Origin of the sequence: Ancylobacter oerskovii, from assembly GCF_018390555.1 — a bacterium.
Taxonomy (GTDB): Bacteria; Pseudomonadota; Alphaproteobacteria; order Rhizobiales; family Xanthobacteraceae; genus Ancylobacter; species Ancylobacter oerskovii.
In genome coordinates, this window is the sequence record NZ_JAHBGB010000023.1 from 167,285 (window position 1) to 183,384 (window position 16,100).

The following is a 16,100-nucleotide window of genomic DNA, read 5'->3' on the forward strand; positions in this document are numbered from 1 at the left end:
GCCGGCGTCACGGCCTGGTCTGGCCGGTGCCGCGCACCCGGTACTTGAAGGAGGTCAGCTGCTCCGCCCCCACGGGGCCCCGTGCATGCATGCGCCCGGTGGCGATGCCGATCTCGCCGCCGAAGCCGAATTCGCCGCCATCGGCGAACTGGGTGGAGGCATTGTGCACCACGATCGCCGAATCCACCTCGGCGAGGAAGCGCTCGGCCGCCGCCGCGTCCTCGGTAAGGATGGCGTCGGTGTGGTGCGAGCCATGCGTCTCGATATGGTCGATGGCGGCGTCGAGCCCGTCCACCACCCTGACCGAGATCACCGCGTCGAGATACTCGGTGTCCCAGTCCGCCTCGGCGGCCGGCTTCACCCGCGTATCCACCTTCCGGGTGGCCTCGTCGCCGCGCACCTCGCAGCCGGCATCCAGCAGCATGGTGACGAGCGGGGCCAGGAAACGCTCGGCTCCGGCGCGGTCCACCAGCAGCGTCTCGGCGGCGCCGCAGACGCTGGTGCGCCGCAGCTTGGCGTTCCGCACCACGGTGAGCGCCTTGTCGAGATCGGCGGCCTTGTCGACATAGACGTGCACGATGCCTTCCAGATGCGCGAACACCGGCACCCGCGCCTCGCTCTGCACGCGGGCGACCAGGCTCTTGCCGCCGCGCGGCACGATGACGTCGATATTGCCGTCGAGCCCGGCCAGCATCTCGCCCACCGCCGCGCGGTCGCGGGTGGGCACCAGCTGGATGGCGTCGGCGGGCAGGCCGGCCGAGACGAGGCCCTTCACCATCGCCGCATGGATGGCGCGGCTGGAATGGAAGCTGTCGGAGCCGCCGCGCAGGATCACCGCATTGCCGGCCTTCAGGCACAGGCTGCCGGCATCGGCGGTGACGTTGGGCCGGCTCTCATAGATGACGCCGACCACGCCGAGCGGCGTGCGCACGCGCTCGAGGCGCAGCCCGTTCGGCCGCTCCCAGCTTTCCGTCACCTTGCCGACCGGATCGGGCAGGGTGGCGATCTCGGCAACGCCGGCGGCGGTGGCCTCCAGCCGCGCCGGGGTCAGGGTCAGCCGGTCGATCAGCGCTTCCGTGAGCCCGGCGGTGCGGGCGCGCGCGACATCCTCGGCGTTGGCGGCGAGAATGGCCGCCGCATCGGCGCGGATCGTCTCGGCCGCCGCCTTCAGCGCCGCTTCCTTGGTCGCCGCCGGGGCGAGGGCGAGCCTGCGGGCGCCGGCGCGGGCGCGCTGGCCGATCTCGCGCATCAGCGCCGCCACCTCCGCCGGGGCCGGCGCGCCGCGGGACGTGTCGTCGGCGGTGGCGGCGGGAAGAGGGGAGAGGGCGGCGGACATGGCGTTACTCGTCGGAGCCGAAGGGGTGGCGGGGGAAACAGGGCGGCTCTTCTATCACATTCCGTCGCCGGCATGCCAAATCTCTCCCGCATTCTGGCGTCGCTTAACCCTGTGGCGGCGAATCGGCGCGCCGAGGCTTGCCATTTGCGTCCGGGCATCCGATGTCGTTGCCACCCGCCGCGCCATACCGGGAGACACGAGCATTATCCTGCGTGCCTACGATATCGCCTGGGATGCGTTCTGGCGCTTCGTCGAGGATGACGGCTGGGCGATCGCCAGCCACATCGCGCTGTCGGCGCTGATGTCGCTGTTCCCCTTCCTCATCTTCGTCACCGCGCTGGCCGCCTTCTTCGATTTCAAGGACCTCGCCAGCGAGACGGTGCAGCTGATGCTGGAGGCCTGGCCGGCGCAGGTGGCCGCTCCCATCGGGCGGGAGATCTCCTCGGTGCTCACCCATGTGCGCACCGACGCGCTCACCGTGGGCGTGGTGCTGGCCATCTACTTCTCCTCCAACGGCATCGAGAGCCTGCGCATCGGCCTCAACCGCGCCTATGGCGTGAAGGAGATGCGCTCCTGGTACTGGCTGCGGCTGGAATCCATCGGCTATGTGCTGGTCGGCGCCGCCGGGCTGCTGGCGCTGTCCTTCCTGGTGGTGCTCGGGCCGGTGCTGTGGCTCGGCGTGGTGCACTGGGTGCCGGCGCTGGAGCCGTTCGGCTGGGTCGTCACCTTCCTGCGCTATGCCGCCACCTCGGTGATCCTCATCGTGGCACTGGTGGTGGCGCATATGTGGCTGCCGGCCGGGCGGCGGCGGCTGTCGGACGTGGCGCCGGGCATCCTCGTCACGCTGGCGCTGTGGCTCGGCGCCGGCGCCGCCTTCGGGCGCTACCTCGCCGCCTTCGCCGGCAACTACGTCACCACCTATGCCGGCCTCGCCTCGGTGATGATCGCGCTGGTGTTCCTCTACACCACCGCCTCGATCTTCGTTTACGGCGGCGAATTGAACGCCTCGATCCGCCGCGCGCGGGAAGCCGCCTATTAGGCGCGGCGAGCGAGGGGGAACTTTCGCCGCCCCTCGCGCCTTGACCCGGGCCGGGCCGCCTCCTGCCTTGCCGGACGGCGGCGCCGGCGAGCGTGAGGAGCCCCGGCACATGACCCATCCTGACAAGATCCGCCTTCCGGCCGGCGTCCTCGTCGCGGTCTGCGACGGGCGCCGGGCGCTGATCCTGCGCAACGAGGGCGACGCGGCCGCCCCCAATCTGCGCACCCGCGAGGTGCATGAGCAGGACAATCCGCCGACCGCCGCCCAGGGCACCGATGCTCCCGGCCGCGTGCACCAGTCGGTGGGAACGGCCCGCTCGGCGGTGGAGACCACCGATTTCCACGAAGAGGCCGAGGCCGCCTTCCTGCGTCAGGTCGCCGGACGGCTGGAGACGCTCCTCGCCGCCGGCGAAGCCGATTCGCTGGTGATGGTGGCGGCGCCGCGGGCCCTGGGCATCCTGCGGCCGCTCTATGGGCGGGCGGTGCAGCAGGCGCTGATCGGCGAGGTCCGCCGCGACATGGTGCATCTGCCGGTGGAGGAGATCGAACGGCACCTCGCCGCCTGACGGGCGCTCCCGCCGGGCCCGTCTGTGGGATGTCGGGCGCGGCTCTCAATCCCCGGCGCGCAGGGACGGCTTGATCCTGGCCCGCCCCTCCTTCGTAATGGGCGCGTGCCGGCGACGGGTGCCGCACCCCGGAGGACCGCCCTTGAAGACGCTTTCCTTCTTCCGCCTCGTGGTCAGCGTCGGCCTGTGCCTGGCGGTGGGTGCCATCGGCTCGCTCGCCACCACGCCGAAGATCCCGACCTGGTATGCGGCGCTGGCCAAGCCCGGCTGGACCCCGCCCGGCGAGGTGTTTCCCGTCGTCTGGACGGTGCTCTACGTGCTGATGGCGGTGGCGCTGTGGCGGCTGTGGCAGCTGCATGGGCCCTCGCCCGCCCGGCGGCTGGCGGTGGGGCTGTTCTTCGTGCAGCTGGCGCTCAATGCGCTGTGGTCGCCGGTCTTCTTCGGCCTCGAGGCGCCGGCGGCGGCGCTGGCGGTCATCGTGCTGCTGGTCGGCGCGGTCGTCGCCGCCATCGCCGCCTCCGCCCGTCTCGACACCACCGCGGCGTGGCTGCTGGCGCCCTATCTCCTCTGGCTGTGCTATGCGACAGCGCTGAACGCTGCCATTGTGGCGATGAACTGAGCGGACGCCTCTCTGCGGCGCGCCGCCGCCGCGGGAGGCCAGACGAGGCCGGATATGGACATCCTCTTCATCGCCAAATTCGTGGTGCTGCCCATCGCCCTCGGGGCGGTGGCGGTGGTGCTGATCCTCGGGCTCGCCAACATGGTGCGGGGCGGCTCGCCGCTGCGCTCGCAGCAGCTGATGCAGTGGCGCGTGCTGCTGCAGGCGGTGGCGCTGTGCTTCGTGCTCGCCACCATCATCCTGATGCACCAGGGCTGAGGCCCGGCCATGGTCGTGCTCAACCGCATCTACACCCGCACCGGCGACGACGGCACCACCGCGCTCGGCTCCGGCGAGCGCCGGCCGAAGCACGATCTGCGCATCGCCGCCTATGGCACGGTGGACGAGACCAATGCGCTGATCGGCGTCGCCCGGCTGCACCTCGCCGCCCATCCCGACATGGACGCCATGCTGGCGCGCATCCAGAACGACCTGTTCGATCTCGGCGCCGATCTGTCCACCCCCGACGACGGCGTCGACCGGGGCTGGGAGCCGTTGCGCATCGTCGCCTCGCAGGTCGACCGGCTGGAGCGCGACATCGACGCGCTGAACGCCGGGCTGAAGCCGCTGCGCTCCTTCGTGCTGCCGGCCGGCACGCCGGCGGCGGCGCATCTGCACGTCGCCCGCACCGTGTGCCGGCGCGCCGAGCGGCTGATGGTGGAGCTCGCCGGCCGCGAAAGCGAGGTCGTCTCGTCGGCGGCGATCAGATACGCCAACCGCCTGTCCGACCTGCTGTTCGTCATGAGCCGCGCCGCCAATGCGGCCGCCGGCGGCGACGTGCTGTGGGTGCCGGCGGCGGGGCGTGACTAGCCGGTCCGCCATGACCGACCTGCCGCGGCTGTTCGGCGCCGACTACAGCGTCTATGTGCGCATCGTCCGGCTGGTGCTGGCCGAGAAGGGTGTCGCCTGCGAGCGCGTGCCGGTCGACGTCTTCGCGGAGGAAGGCCTGCCGCCCGGCTATCTGGCGCGCCATCCCTTCGGGCGCATCCCGGCCTTCGAGCATGACGGCTTCCGCCTCTACGAGACCGGCGCCATCACCCGCTATGTCGACGAGGCCTTTGACGGGCCGGCGCTGCAGCCGGTCGATCCGCGCCGCCGGGCGCGGATGAACCAGCTCATCGGCATTGCCGACGCCTATGCCTATCCGGCCCTCGTCTGGGGCGTCTATGTCGAGCGAGTGGAGAAGCCCGCGCGCGGCGGCATCGCCGACGAGGCGGCCGTCGACGCCGCGTTGGCGACGGCGCGCCTGTGCATCGGGGCGTTGGCGGAAGTGATGGGCGACGGGCCCTGGCTCGCCGGGGCGGCCCTGTCGCTGGCGGATCTGCATGTGGCGCCGATGATCGATTATTTCGTCAAGGCCCCGGAGGGCGCGGCCCTGCTCGGCGACGTCCCCGCCCTCGCCGACTGGTGGTCCCGCCTCGCCGGCCGCCCTTCCATGACGCTGCGTGCCGGCTGAGCCGTCGCGACGAGTTTTGTGGCGCCCGGCGTCGCGACGCGGCATTCTGCCCTCGCGGAGCGCCGGTGCCCGCGCCCGAATCGCCCGATCCCATGCTGCTGCCGATCAACGACGACAACCCGCTCGAAGGCATCACCCACGCCTATGTCACCTGGGCGCTGATCGCGGTGAACATCGCCATCTTCGTGCTGGTGCAGCATGGCTACAAGGCGGAGATCGACGTCGCCTCGGTGTTCGGCTACGGCGCCATCCCGGCGGTGGTGACGCATGCGGCGGTGCTGCCGGCCGAATATGAGCGGCTGCCGGCCGAGCTGACGCTCATCTCCTACATGTTCCTGCATGGCGGCTGGCTGCATCTGGCCGGCAACATGGCCTTCCTCTGGGTGTTCGGCGACAATGTCGAGGATGCGCTCGGCCATGCCCGCTATTTCGTCTTCTATATCGCCTGCGGGGTCGCCGGCGGCCTCGCCCACGCCCTGGCGGTGCCGGATTCGTCCTCGCCGCTGGTGGGGGCGTCGGCGGCGATCTCCGGCCTGGTCGGCGCCTATCTGATGCTGCATCCCAATGTACGCATCTGGGTGCTGATGTTCATGCGCATCCCGATCCGGGTGCCGGCGATCTGGCCGCTCGGCGCCTGGATCGCCTTCCAGATGTGGAACGCCCTGCGCGCCGGCGAGGCCGATACCGCCTGGTGGGCGCATGTCGGCGGGCTCGCCGCCGGCGCGGTGCTGGTGGTGTTCCTGCGCCGGCCCGGCGTGCCGCTCTGGGTGACGACCCGCGACGGCACCCCGGACGGCCATCCGCCCATCTGATCGCCGCCCGCGCCGGGAGGGCGCGCGGGCCCGCGGCTGTTTTGGAAATTTCAGAATTCCATAAGCGGCAAAAGGGTTCGCGCGGGTTCCCTTTCGTCGAATCGTTACGTTGACAGGCCGGGGGGCTGTCCATAGTTTCCCCGGCGCCTCGCGGGGTCGCGCCTGTCGCGCGCGGCGCCATTCCTCACGTTCGAGACTGCCGATCCCGCCGGTCGCGGGCGGCGGGAGATCCGGCTGATGAAGATCCTCGTGCCCGTGAAGCGGGTCGTCGACTACAACGTCAAGATTCGCGTCAAGCCGGACGGCTCCGGCGTCGAGCTCGCCAACATCAAGATGGCGATGAACCCGTTCGACGAGATCGCCGTCGAGGAAGCGCTCCGCCTCAAGGAAGCCGGCAAGGCGACCGAGGTGATCGCGGTGTCGGTCGGCCCGGCGAAGACCGAGGAGACCATCCGCACCGCGCTGGCCATGGGCGCGGATCGCGGCATCTGGGTGAAGACCGAGGACGCCGCCGTCGAGCCGCTCGCCGTCGCCAAGCTGCTGAAGGCCATCGTTGTTCAGGAAGGCCCCGGCCTCGTCATCCTCGGCAAGCAGGCCATCGACGACGACTGCAACCAAACCGGCCAGATGCTGGCGGCGCTGCTCGCCTGGCCGCAGGCGACCTTCGCCTCCAAGGTGACGATCGAGGGCGAGACCGCCACCGTGATCCGCGAGATCGACGGCGGCCTGCAGACGCTCGCGCTCGCCCTGCCGGCGATCCTCACCACCGATCTGCGCCTCAACGAGCCGCGCTACGCCTCGCTGCCCAACATCATGAAGGCGAAGAAGAAGCCGATCGCCGAAACCACCGCCGCCGATCTCGGCGTCGACATCGCTCCCAGGCTCGAAGTGCTCAAGACCGTCGAGCCCGGCGGGCGTTCGGCCGGCGTCAAGGTCGCCTCGGTGGCCGAGCTGGTCGACAAGCTGAAGAACGAAGCGGGAGTGATCTGAGATGGCGACGCTGCTGTTTGCCGAACATGACGACGCGCATCTGAACCCGGTCACCGCTCGCGCGCTCACCGCCGCCCTCGCGCTCGGCGCCCCCGTCACCGTCGCGGTGGTGGGCGCGAACGCCCGCCCTGCCGCCGAGGCCGCCGCCCGGCTCGAGGGCGTCGCCGAGGTGCTGCTGATCGACGCCCCCGCCTATGCCCATCGCCTGGCCGAGCCGGTGGCCGCGCTCGGCGTGGCGCTGGCCGCCGACTATGACGCGCTGGTCGCGCCCTCCACCGCGGTGTGGAAGAGCGTGCTGCCGCGCATCGCCGCGCTGATCGACGTGATGCAGGTCTCCGACGTCACCGCCGTGGTGGCGCCCGACACGTTCGAGCGGCCGATCTATGCCGGCAACGCCATCCAGACCGTGCGCGCATCCGGCAAGAAGGTGCTGACCATCCGCACCGCCGGCTTCGCCGCGGCGGGCGAGGGCGGCGCGGCGCCGATCCGCGAGGCCGCTGCCGCCGGCGAGGCGAAGGGCGCGACCTTCGTGTCGGAGGAGATCGCCCAGATGGCGCGTCCCGAGCTCACCGCGGCGCGGGTCATCGTTTCCGGCGGCCGGGCGCTCGGCTCGGCGGAGAACTTCCACAGCGTCGTCGAGCCGCTGGCCGACGTGCTGGGCGCCGCCGTCGGCGCCTCGCGCGCGGCGGTGGATGCCGGCTACGCGCCGAACGACTGGCAGGTCGGCCAGACCGGCAAGGTGGTGGCCCCCGAGCTCTATGTGGCGCTCGGCATTTCCGGCGCCATCCAGCATCTCGCCGGCATGAAGGACAGTAAGGTCATCGTCGCGGTGAACAAGGACGAGGAGGCGCCGATCTTCCAGGTCGCCGATTACGGCCTGGTCGGCGACCTGTTCCAGGTGGTGCCGGAACTGACGGCGGAAATCGCCAAGGTAAAGTCAAACAGCTGAGGCAAAAGACGGGGAGCGGGCTATAGTGGGTATCCCGCCCCCCCATGGACGGCGGCGGCAACGGGCGAAGGTGATGGGTTTCGAGATCAAGCGCGTCGGCATCATCGGTGCCGGACAGATGGGCAACGGCATCGCGCATGTGTGCGCGCTCGCCGGCTACGAGGTCATCATCAACGATCTGGAAGCCGACCGCATCAAGTCCGGCCTTGCCACCATCAACGGCAACATGACCCGGCAGGTGTCGAAGGGGCTGTATTCCGACGCCGAGAAGCAGGCGGCGCTCGCCCGCATCGGCGGCTCGGACAATGTCGGCGACCTCTCCGACGCCGACCTCGTCATCGAGGCGGCGGTGGAGAAGGAGGAGATCAAGCGCAAGATCTTCGCCACCGTCTGCCCCTATCTGAAGCCGGAGGCGATCCTCGCCACCAACACCTCCTCGATCTCGATCACCCGGCTGGCCGCCACCACCGACCGGCCGGAGCGCTTCATCGGCATCCACTTCATGAACCCGGTGCCGATCATGCAGCTCGTCGAGCTGGTGCGCGGCATCGCCACCGAGGACGAGACCTTCGAGCTGTCCAAGGGCTTCGTCACCCGGCTGAACAAGACCTATGCGGTGTCGGAGGATTTCCCGGCCTTCATGGTCAACCGCATCCTGCTGCCGATGATCAACGAGGCGATCTACACCCTCTATGAGGGCGTCGGCTCGGTGGACGCCATCGACACCGCCATGCGGCTCGGCGCCAACCACCCGATGGGGCCGTTGCAGCTGGCCGATTTCATCGGCCTCGATACCTGCCTGTCGATCATGCAGGTGCTGCATGAGGGGCTGGCGGATTCCAAGTACCGCCCCTGCCCGCTGCTGGTGAAATATGTCGAGGCCGGCTGGCTGGGCCGCAAGACCCAGCGCGGTTTCTACGACTATCGCGGCGAGAAGCCGGTCCCGACCCGCTGAAGGCGGCCGGATCGGCCCTGACGCGGCCCTCCCGGTTTCAGCCGGGAGGCGGCCTCGTGCCGTGGTAGAACAGCTCGGCGCAGGCCCGCGCCAGCTCCCGGCGCCGCTCGGCATCCGCCTCCAGGCGCCCGAACGGCTCGAGCATGCCGACCAGCCTCTCGCGGCCCCGCATATAGCGGGGCTGTTCGCCCGGCTGCCGGAGCCTATCGAAAGCTCGCAGGTGATCGCGCTGCGGCCGCTCGCCGGCGTCGTCGTCCCGGTGTGACGTCGCCGCCTTGCCGATCGGGCCCGGGAGCGGGGGCGCGCGCCCGCCCCCTTACCCGCCGGCCAGTTCCACCGGCACGCCGCGCCGCAGCGAGTTCGACACCGTCGACATCTCCCAGGCGCGGCGCAGCACCAGGCCGGCATCGGCGTCTTCCGGCTGCACCGCGATCCGCGCCTTCACCCGCGCCGCCGTCGCCAGCAGCGGCGTGCCCTCGAAGTCGATCTCCACGCTCACCGCCGCTTCCGTCACCTCGATGCCGAGCTGCGCGGCGGCGTAGTGCAGGTCGTTGCAGAGGCAGCCGCCAATGGCGAGTCCCAGCAGCTGGCCGCCATTGAAGCCGAGCCCGTTGCCGCCGGCGACGCCTTCGGCGCGATCCACCGTCACCGTGTGGCCGCCGGCCCAGCCCATCGCGGCCCGGGTGTCGGGAACGCTGCGCAGTTCTACCGTCATCGTCGCCATGGGCTCGATCCTCCGTTGCCGTCCGGTGCGCCAGCGCAGTCCTCGGCCTGCCGCCGCGGGGCGCCGGGCGGTCATCGTAGCGGCCGTCGGCCGGGGAACAACCGGCGGACAGGCGATGAGGCGACACGCCCCGACCGCAGGTGGCGCGATGCGCGCACGCTCCCGGGATGGCCGGCGCGGCTACCGGCCTGCCGGTCGGATCTCCCGCGGATGCGCGACGACACCATGTGCCCCGATGTGCCGGCGCACGCGCTCCCGGGATGGCCGGCGCGGCTGGCTCCGCGCTTCCCCGGGAGCTTGTGCGGTCGGGACGGCGGCGGTCTTGCCGGCCGAACGGATCCCCGGCGGGTCGGTCATTCCCTCCCGTCCGGCCGGGCGTCGGCCGGCCGGACAGCGGCACCGGCCGCCGCCGTCAGGCGGCCGCGAGTTCCACCCGCACGCCGCGGCGGAGCGAATTGCCGACCGCCGAGGCCGCGAAGGCCCGGTCGATCAGTTGCTGCATGTCGACGTCCCGCGGCAGGGCGCTCGCCTGCGCGGTGAGGCGCGCGCCGACGGCCATGGGCGGCTCGCCGGCGAAATCCACTTCCACGCTCACCGCCACCTCGGTGAGGATGACCCCCATCGCATGGGCGGTGGTATGCAGATCGTTGCAGAAGCAGCCGCCGATGGCGAGCGCCAGCAGCTGGTTGCCGTTGAAGCCGAGGCCCGCGCCTCCGGCTACCCCCTCCGCCCGGTCCACCGTCACCGTATGGCCGCCGACCCATCCGGTGGCGGCCTGGGTGCCCGGCATGCTCCTCAGCTCGACATGCGTCGTCGCCATGGTCGCCTCCCGGTTCGCGTCCTCGCCGGCGGTATTCATGGACCGGCGAAAGACGCGCCATGCTCCTCCGCCGCGGCCGATCCCGCAAGTCCCTTTGCCGTGACCGCCGCCGGGCCTGCCGCCGTCAGCTTCCCCAGCGTCCGGGCGCGTAGAAGCTCTCCGCCCGGTCGCGCTCGTTCATGGTGAAATGGTGGTCGGCCGGCGGGTGCGCCCGCTGCTCGCAATCGAGGCGCGGGCAGATGCGGCAGCCCACCCCGATCGGCACGGTCTGGCCAGGGTCGGCGAGGTCCATGCCGTCCGAATAGACCAGGCTGCCGGCATGGGCGATGTGGCAGCCCAGCCCGATCGACAAATGCCGGCGCGGCGCCTGGTAGCCGTGCCCGCCGCGGGCATAGGAGCGGGCGATGCAGAAATAGCGCTGCCCCTCCGGCATCTGGCTGATCTGCACGTTGATCCGCTCCGGGTGCAGGAAGGCGGAATAGACGTTCCAGCGCGGGCAGGCGCCGGAATGGCGGGAGATATGGATGCCGGAGAGCGAGAAGCGCTTGGATATGTTGCCGGCTATATCGGTGCGCACCAGATGCAGCGGCACCCCCATCTGCCCCGGCCGCTGCAGGCAGGTCATGCGGTGGCACACCTGCTCGAAGCTGGCGCGAAACCGGCGCTGGATGCGTTCTATGTCGTAGCGCGTCTCGCGGCAGGCCTTGAGGAACGGCTCGTAGGGCATGATCAATGCGCCGGCAAAATAGGAGGCGAGGGCGTTGCGCGCCACCACCGGTGCGTCGGCCGGCAGGTCGCTGTCCTCGATCAGCCGCTCGATTTCCGCCCCGGCGGCAAACAGGCCGATCTGGTGCGCCACCGCGAAGGCGGCCGAGGCCGGCTCCAGCACCTCGGCGGTGAGGATCTCGCGCCGCTCGGGGTCGTAGCGCCGGGCGATGCCGGCCGGCAGGTTGGCGGTACGCCAGTTCAGCCCGAACACGTTGAACAGGTAGTTGCGCAGCCCGTAATCCAGCGAATCCGGTTCGGCGTCGATGTCGTTGCGGACCCGCTCGGCGGCGGCCTCCAGCGTCGGGAAATGGTTGGCGTTGGCCTGGACGAAGTCGGAAACCGCGTCGGTGGCCGGGTGGCCGCCGGAGCCCTGCCCGCCCCTCGTCGCCGGCTCCGCTTCCGCCGGCCCGGCCGCTCCGGCGCTGCCGGCCCGCACGCCGCGCAGGGCGCGGTAGCGGTCGTAGAGCCGCACCACCGCGCGGCCGACCGCCGGGTTGGAATTGGCGAGGTCGCGCACATCCTGGTTGGTCAGCGTCGAATCGGCGAACACGTCGTCGCCGAACAGCTCCATCAGGTCGCCGAGCAGCCGGGTCTCGTCATTCTCCACCAGCTCGCCGGGCTCGATGCCGAAGAAGGAGGCGAGCTTGAGCAGCAGCGGCACGGTGATGCGCCGGCGATTGTGCTCGATCAGGTTGAGATAGCTGGCGGAGATGCCGAGCGCGCTCGCCAGCTCGGCCTGGGAGACGCCGCGCTGGCGCCTCAGCCTCTGTATGCGCCCGCCGACCTGGGGATCGTCCGCCGCCATCGCGCTTTGCTCGCTTTACAATCCGCTGAAGAGAACTTTACAGGCATTTTCAGCTTAACACCATGATTTTCTTATATATCTTGCTTTGCGATGTCGAGTGGTCAAATCTTTACATCAGCAAACACGGAGCGCGACCATGTCGACCCACGATCACCGCACCCACCGTCATCGCAACGACAGCGACGAGTTCATCACCATCATCGGCCAGGATGCCGAGGAAGTCGGGCGCGTCTATGCCAAGGACGGCCTCGCCGCCAAGGGCTTCTCCATCCTGCACCGCATGGGGCGCCACAGCTTCCGCCTGCCGGAGGGCTCGCCGCTCGCCGCGCATCTCGGCGAGGAGATGGGCATGCGGCCGATGGTGGCCGCCACCTATATGCGCCGCGCCGGCCGCTAGGGCGCGGGCGAGAGAACAGCCGGGCGGCACGCTTAAACGGCGCCGCCGGCGCCAGCGGTACGGCCGATGTCCGTGCCGCCGCCCGCCCGGCTCATCCTCGCCCTCCCCATCTTCCGCCCCCGTTCTGTAAAGGCTTTACCGAGGCTCTCATGCTCGACACCGCCCGTCCCGATCCCAACCAGCCCTTCCCCGCGCCGCACTGGGCGCCCGACCGCTGGCGCGGCATCTCCCGCACCTATGCGCCGGCCGATGTGGAAAAGCTCGCGGGCTCGCTCCGCATCGAGCACACCCTGGCCCAGCACGGCGCCCGCCGGCTGTGGGAGCTGCTGCACGACCGCGATTTCCTGCCCACCTTCGGCGCCTATACCGGCAATCAGGCGGTGCAGCAGGTGAAGGGCGGGCTGGAGGCGATCTATCTCTCCGGCTGGCAGGTCGCCGCCGACGGCAATTCGTCCGGCGACATGTACCCGGACCAGAGCCTCTACCCGGTCGACAGCGTCCCGGCGGTGGTCCGCCGCATCAACAAGGCGCTGCTGCGCGCCGACCAGATCCAGACGCTGGAGCGCTGCGAGGGCAAGGCGGACGGCAATACCGACTATCTCGTGCCGATCATCGCCGATGCCGAGGCCGGCTTCGGCGGCCAGCTCAACGCCTATGAGCTCACCAAGGCGCTGATCGAGGCCGGTGCGGCGGCGGTGCATTTCGAGGACCAGCTGGCCTCGGAGAAGAAGTGCGGCCATCTCGGCGGCAAGGTGCTGGTGCCCACCCGCCAGTTCATCCGCACGCTGAACGCCGCCCGCCTCGCCGCCGACGTGCTCGGCGTGCCCACGGTGATCATGGCGCGCACCGATGCCGAGGCGGCGCGGCTCATCACCTCGGACATCGATGAGACCGATGCGCCCTTCATCACCGGCGAGCGCACGGCGGAAGGCTTCTACCGGCTGAAAGGCGGCTTCGAGGCCGGCATCGCCCGCGCGGTGGCCTATGCGCCTTACGCCGACCTGCTCTGGTGCGAGACCTCGACCCCGAGCCTCGACGATGCCCGCCGCTTCGCCGAGGGGGTGCACGAGCACCATCCCGGCAAGATGCTGGCCTATAATTGCTCGCCCTCGTTCAACTGGGCGAAATACATGGACCGGGCGGCGATGAAGCGCTTCCAGGCCGAGCTCGGCGCGATGGGCTATAAGTACCAGTTCATCACCCTGGCCGGCTTCCACTCGGTGAGCTTCACCACCTTCGACCTCGCCCGCCGCTACAAGCAGGACGGCATGGCCGCCTATTCCGAGCTGCAGGAGGCGGAGTTCGCCGCCGAGGCGGAGGGCTTCACCGCCACGCGCCACCAGCGCGAGGTCGGCACCTCCTATTTCGACGCCATCGCCACCACGCTCACCAACGGCATGAGCGCCACCACGGCGATGCAGGACTCGACCGAGACGGCGCAGTTCTGAGGCGATCCCTTTGGGGAGGCGGCCGGCTTCCGAGACGACCGTCTCACTTGCCCTCCCCGGCGCCCCACCGCTGGGGAGGGCTTTTCATCGGCGGGTGTCCGCTTCCATGGGCGCGCCGCGTCCGGCGGCTCAGCCGCGCCGCGGCGAGCTCGGCCGGGCGCGGGCCGCCTCGATCTGCGCCCGGGTGAAGGCGATGGCCTGCCGGGCCAGCGCTTCGCCATCGGCCCACAGGTTGCGCCAGATGGCGAGGTCGCCGGAGAGCTGCTCGGCCACCACGGCGGAGGAGAAGCTCTCGAAGGTGATCGGCCCGGCATAGGAGATGTCGTCGAGCGCGTGGAAGAAGCCGGTGAAGTCGATATGGCCGGAGCCGAGCGGCCCGCGATGGTTCTCGCCGATATGCACATAGCCCAGCCGGTCGCCGACCAGGTGCAGCGGGCGGACGAAATCGTCCTCCTCGATGTTCATGTGGTAGGTGTCGAGATGAACCATCACATTGTCGGCGCCGATCTCGTCGGCCAGCACCAGCGCCTGCGCGGCGGTGTTGATCACATGGGTCTCGTAGCGGTTGACGACTTCGAGGCCGAGGGTGACGCCGAGCGCCGCCGCGTCCTTGGACAGGTCCTTCAGCACCGCCACCGCATTGGCGCGCCCGCGCGGGCTCACCGGCCTCGCATATTTGCAGAAGGCGGAGAACAGCCCGCCGGTCAGCACCGTGCCGCCCATGGCGGCGGTCTTCTCAATGGAGGATTTCAGCAGTTTCGCGCCGCGCTCCACCACGGCGGGGTCTTCATGCGAGACGTCGGCATCGAGGGAGAGGCCGCGCGAGCAGGCGACCTTCAGCCCGGCCGCCTCGATGGTCGAGCGGGCATGGGCGGTGTCGAGCCCGTCGAGCCCGTGCAGCGAGAGCTCCAGCAGGTCGTAGCCGGTCTCGGCGGTGCGCGTCACGGCGAATTCGATGCCCTCGCGCGAGGTGTCGCCGACCCAGACGAGAGCGTGGACACCGAGCAGGTTGCGGGACGGCGGGTTGGGGGCGGGCTGGGGCGTGGCATGGGTCAAGGCAGGATCCTCCTTGGGCACTGGCTTGCGGCACATGCTTTGGGCGCATGCGCGGAGCGCTGGCGTGCAGCATTGGGCCGAATCGGCCATCTCCTGAATAGCGCCGATCCCCCGCCGGCCGGAAGCCGACCTCTCCCCCGCGAGGTCCGTCGCTGCCGGAAAGGGCAGCTCCCTCTCCCCGTGGGGGAGAGGGCTGGGGTGAGGGGGGCTTCGCGCGGTGGTTCTGTGTCCCGCGCCTCCTCCGCCGCTATCCCCGCCGTCCGAACAGCATCTTTGCCGGCCGGCCGTCGATCGCCGCCAGCCCGACCGCGATCAGCGCGAAGCCGATGAATTCGCGCGGTTCCAGCGCCTCGCCCAGCACCAGCGCCCCGAGCAGCACCGCGCTCACCGGCACCAGGAACGTCACCAGCGAGATATTGGTGGCCCCGTTCCGGCCGAGGATGCGGAAGAAGATGATGTAGGCGATGCCGGTCGACAGCACGCCGAGCCCGATCAGCGCGCCGAGGACATGCGCCGAGGGCACCGGCAGCCGCCAGGGCGCATCGAGAATCATGACCGCCGGCAGCAGCATCAGGCTGGACAAGGTGAGCTGCAGCGCCGCCACGCCGAGCGGCGGCAGGCCGCGGAAGCGCCGGCCATAGACGGCGCTGAGGCCGTAGGAGATCGTGGCGCCGATGGCGGCGAGCTGCGCCGGCAATTCGTGCCCGCCCAGCCGGCCGAGCAGCGCCGGGCCCATCATCACCGCCACCCCGGCAAAGCCGAGCAGCACGCCGGCGAGCCGGCCGGGGGTCAGCTTCTCGTCGCGGGTGAAGGCCTGCGCCACCAGCACGGTGAACAGCGGCGTCGCGGCATTGAGGATGGCGGAGAGCCCGCTCGGCAGATGCTGCTGCGACCAGGCGATGAGCGAGAACGGCACCACATTGTTCAACAGCGCCATCACCACCATGGCGGCGACGAGCCCGGCGTCGAGCGGCATGGAAATGCCGCGCAGCCGGGCGATCAGCCACACCACCGTGGCGCCGATGGCGACGCGGGCGAGCACCATGGTCAGCGGCGGGATCTCGGCGATGGCGATCTTGCCGAAGAAGAACGACCCGCCCCAGATCGCCGAGAGCAATACCAAGAGGCCCCAATCGAGCGGTCCCATCGGCGCGACGCCGGGCGGCGGACCGGGGCGGACGGATGGGCTGGACATGGAATTCTCCGGGCAGGCCACGCGGTCGGCGGTATCGGCACGGCGTCGGCGGGCGGGGCGCGCGGGCCGTTGCCGCCGCATCCCCGCCGGAGATACCAGCCGGCCGGCGGCGGCGCCACACGTTTCA

Annotated in this window: 19 protein-coding genes; 13 read left to right on the plus strand and 6 right to left on the minus strand. The window is 70.5% G+C overall.

Going from position 1 to position 16,100, the window contains the following annotated elements:
* Positions 1-7 precede the first annotated feature (7 nt).
* Positions 8-1,336, minus strand: a complete 1,329-nt coding sequence (locus KHC19_RS11455) for a glutamate-5-semialdehyde dehydrogenase (protein ID WP_213352479.1) — start codon at positions 1,334-1,336, stop codon at positions 8-10.
* Between the two features lie 205 nt (positions 1,337-1,541).
* Here KHC19_RS11455 and KHC19_RS11460 point away from each other — a divergent pair, with 205 nt between their 5' ends.
* From KHC19_RS11460 to KHC19_RS11510, 11 genes are all read left to right on the plus strand, one after another.
* Positions 1,542-2,375: a YihY/virulence factor BrkB family protein gene (locus tag KHC19_RS11460; RefSeq protein WP_213352561.1), complete on the plus strand. Its 834-nt coding sequence runs from the start codon at positions 1,542-1,544 to the stop codon at positions 2,373-2,375.
* Positions 2,376-2,484: 109 nt separating this feature from the next.
* Complete coding sequence (locus tag KHC19_RS11465) at positions 2,485-2,940, plus strand: baeRF12 domain-containing protein (RefSeq protein ID WP_213352480.1); 456 nt, start codon at positions 2,485-2,487, stop codon at positions 2,938-2,940.
* Between the two features lie 142 nt (positions 2,941-3,082).
* On the plus strand, positions 3,083-3,559 hold the full coding sequence (locus tag KHC19_RS11470; protein ID WP_246548708.1) for a TspO/MBR family protein: 477 nt from the start codon (positions 3,083-3,085) through the stop codon (positions 3,557-3,559).
* 54 nt (positions 3,560-3,613) lie between these two features.
* The gene (locus KHC19_RS11475; protein WP_213352481.1) at positions 3,614-3,817 is read left to right on the plus strand and encodes a twin transmembrane helix small protein; all 204 of its coding nucleotides are present in this window, start codon (positions 3,614-3,616) and stop codon (positions 3,815-3,817) included.
* 9 nt (positions 3,818-3,826) lie between these two features.
* A complete protein-coding gene (locus tag KHC19_RS11480) occupies positions 3,827-4,408 on the plus strand; it encodes a cob(I)yrinic acid a,c-diamide adenosyltransferase (RefSeq protein ID WP_213352482.1) in 582 nt (193 codons plus the stop codon).
* Positions 4,409-4,418: 10 nt separating this feature from the next.
* A complete protein-coding gene (locus KHC19_RS11485; RefSeq protein ID WP_213352563.1) occupies positions 4,419-5,054 on the plus strand; it encodes a glutathione S-transferase family protein in 636 nt (211 codons plus the stop codon).
* A 92-nt stretch (positions 5,055-5,146) separates the two neighbouring features.
* Complete coding sequence (locus KHC19_RS11490) at positions 5,147-5,866, plus strand: rhomboid family intramembrane serine protease (RefSeq protein ID WP_213352564.1); 720 nt, start codon at positions 5,147-5,149, stop codon at positions 5,864-5,866.
* 237 nt (positions 5,867-6,103) lie between these two features.
* Positions 6,104-6,856, plus strand: coding sequence for an electron transfer flavoprotein subunit beta/FixA family protein (locus KHC19_RS11495; protein ID WP_213352483.1), 753 nt, complete (start codon positions 6,104-6,106; stop codon positions 6,854-6,856).
* 1 nt (position 6,857) lies between these two features.
* Positions 6,858-7,805 carry an electron transfer flavoprotein subunit alpha/FixB family protein gene (locus KHC19_RS11500; protein WP_213352484.1) on the plus strand — a complete coding sequence of 316 codons (948 nt, stop codon included), beginning with the start codon at positions 6,858-6,860 and terminating at the stop codon, positions 7,803-7,805.
* A gap of 73 nt (positions 7,806-7,878) precedes the next feature.
* Positions 7,879-8,760 carry a 3-hydroxybutyryl-CoA dehydrogenase gene (locus KHC19_RS11505; protein WP_213352485.1) on the plus strand — a complete coding sequence of 294 codons (882 nt, stop codon included), beginning with the start codon at positions 7,879-7,881 and terminating at the stop codon, positions 8,758-8,760.
* Between the two features lie 61 nt (positions 8,761-8,821).
* Positions 8,822-9,025, plus strand: coding sequence for a hypothetical protein (locus KHC19_RS11510; RefSeq protein ID WP_213352486.1), 204 nt, complete (start codon positions 8,822-8,824; stop codon positions 9,023-9,025).
* 51 nt (positions 9,026-9,076) lie between these two features.
* Here KHC19_RS11510 and KHC19_RS11515 read toward each other — a convergent pair whose 3' ends face one another.
* The 3 genes from KHC19_RS11515 to KHC19_RS11525 form a co-directional block, all read right to left on the minus strand.
* Positions 9,077-9,484 carry an OsmC family protein gene (locus KHC19_RS11515; RefSeq protein WP_213352487.1) on the minus strand — a complete coding sequence of 136 codons (408 nt, stop codon included), beginning with the start codon at positions 9,482-9,484 and terminating at the stop codon, positions 9,077-9,079.
* Between the two features lie 412 nt (positions 9,485-9,896).
* Entirely contained in the window at positions 9,897-10,304 is a 408-nt protein-coding gene (locus KHC19_RS11520) for an OsmC family protein (protein WP_213352488.1), read from the minus strand.
* Positions 10,305-10,428: 124 nt separating this feature from the next.
* Positions 10,429-11,877: a helix-turn-helix domain-containing protein gene (locus KHC19_RS11525; protein WP_213352489.1), complete on the minus strand. Its 1,449-nt coding sequence runs from the start codon at positions 11,875-11,877 to the stop codon at positions 10,429-10,431.
* 136 nt (positions 11,878-12,013) lie between these two features.
* On the opposite strand from KHC19_RS11525, the gene KHC19_RS11530 reads away from it, so the two are divergent.
* Together KHC19_RS11530 and aceA are read left to right on the plus strand one after the other, a co-directional pair.
* Positions 12,014-12,274: a hypothetical protein gene (locus KHC19_RS11530; protein ID WP_213352490.1), complete on the plus strand. Its 261-nt coding sequence runs from the start codon at positions 12,014-12,016 to the stop codon at positions 12,272-12,274.
* A 149-nt stretch (positions 12,275-12,423) separates the two neighbouring features.
* Positions 12,424-13,722 carry an isocitrate lyase gene (aceA, locus tag KHC19_RS11535; protein WP_213352491.1) on the plus strand — a complete coding sequence of 433 codons (1,299 nt, stop codon included), beginning with the start codon at positions 12,424-12,426 and terminating at the stop codon, positions 13,720-13,722.
* 129 nt (positions 13,723-13,851) lie between these two features.
* Here aceA and KHC19_RS11540 read toward each other — a convergent pair whose 3' ends face one another.
* Together KHC19_RS11540 and KHC19_RS11545 are read right to left on the minus strand one after the other, a co-directional pair.
* Positions 13,852-14,778 carry a sugar phosphate isomerase/epimerase family protein gene (locus tag KHC19_RS11540; protein ID WP_246548709.1) on the minus strand — a complete coding sequence of 309 codons (927 nt, stop codon included), beginning with the start codon at positions 14,776-14,778 and terminating at the stop codon, positions 13,852-13,854.
* Between the two features lie 247 nt (positions 14,779-15,025).
* Entirely contained in the window at positions 15,026-15,973 is a 948-nt protein-coding gene (locus tag KHC19_RS11545; RefSeq protein ID WP_246548711.1) for a DMT family transporter, read from the minus strand.
* Positions 15,974-16,100 lie beyond the last annotated feature (127 nt).

Coding starts and splice junctions, on each gene's coding strand:
- KHC19_RS11455 (WP_213352479.1), bottom strand. CDS start 1,336: ATGTCCGCCGCCCTCTCCCCTCTTCCCGCCGCCACCGCCGACGACACG.
- KHC19_RS11465 (WP_213352480.1), top strand. CDS start 2,485: ATGACCCATCCTGACAAGATCCGCCTTCCGGCCGGCGTCCTCGTCGCG.
- KHC19_RS11475 (WP_213352481.1), top strand. CDS start 3,614: ATGGACATCCTCTTCATCGCCAAATTCGTGGTGCTGCCCATCGCCCTC.
- KHC19_RS11480 (WP_213352482.1), top strand. CDS start 3,827: ATGGTCGTGCTCAACCGCATCTACACCCGCACCGGCGACGACGGCACC.
- KHC19_RS11485 (WP_213352563.1), top strand. CDS start 4,419: ATGACCGACCTGCCGCGGCTGTTCGGCGCCGACTACAGCGTCTATGTG.
- KHC19_RS11490 (WP_213352564.1), top strand. CDS start 5,147: ATGCTGCTGCCGATCAACGACGACAACCCGCTCGAAGGCATCACCCAC.
- KHC19_RS11495 (WP_213352483.1), top strand. CDS start 6,104: ATGAAGATCCTCGTGCCCGTGAAGCGGGTCGTCGACTACAACGTCAAG.
- KHC19_RS11500 (WP_213352484.1), top strand. CDS start 6,858: ATGGCGACGCTGCTGTTTGCCGAACATGACGACGCGCATCTGAACCCG.
- KHC19_RS11505 (WP_213352485.1), top strand. CDS start 7,879: ATGGGTTTCGAGATCAAGCGCGTCGGCATCATCGGTGCCGGACAGATG.
- KHC19_RS11515 (WP_213352487.1), bottom strand. CDS start 9,484: ATGGCGACGATGACGGTAGAACTGCGCAGCGTTCCCGACACCCGGGCC.
- KHC19_RS11520 (WP_213352488.1), bottom strand. CDS start 10,304: ATGGCGACGACGCATGTCGAGCTGAGGAGCATGCCGGGCACCCAGGCC.
- KHC19_RS11525 (WP_213352489.1), bottom strand. CDS start 11,877: ATGGCGGCGGACGATCCCCAGGTCGGCGGGCGCATACAGAGGCTGAGG.
- KHC19_RS11530 (WP_213352490.1), top strand. CDS start 12,014: ATGTCGACCCACGATCACCGCACCCACCGTCATCGCAACGACAGCGAC.
- aceA (WP_213352491.1), top strand. CDS start 12,424: ATGCTCGACACCGCCCGTCCCGATCCCAACCAGCCCTTCCCCGCGCCG.
- KHC19_RS11545 (WP_246548711.1), bottom strand. CDS start 15,973: ATGTCCAGCCCATCCGTCCGCCCCGGTCCGCCGCCCGGCGTCGCGCCG.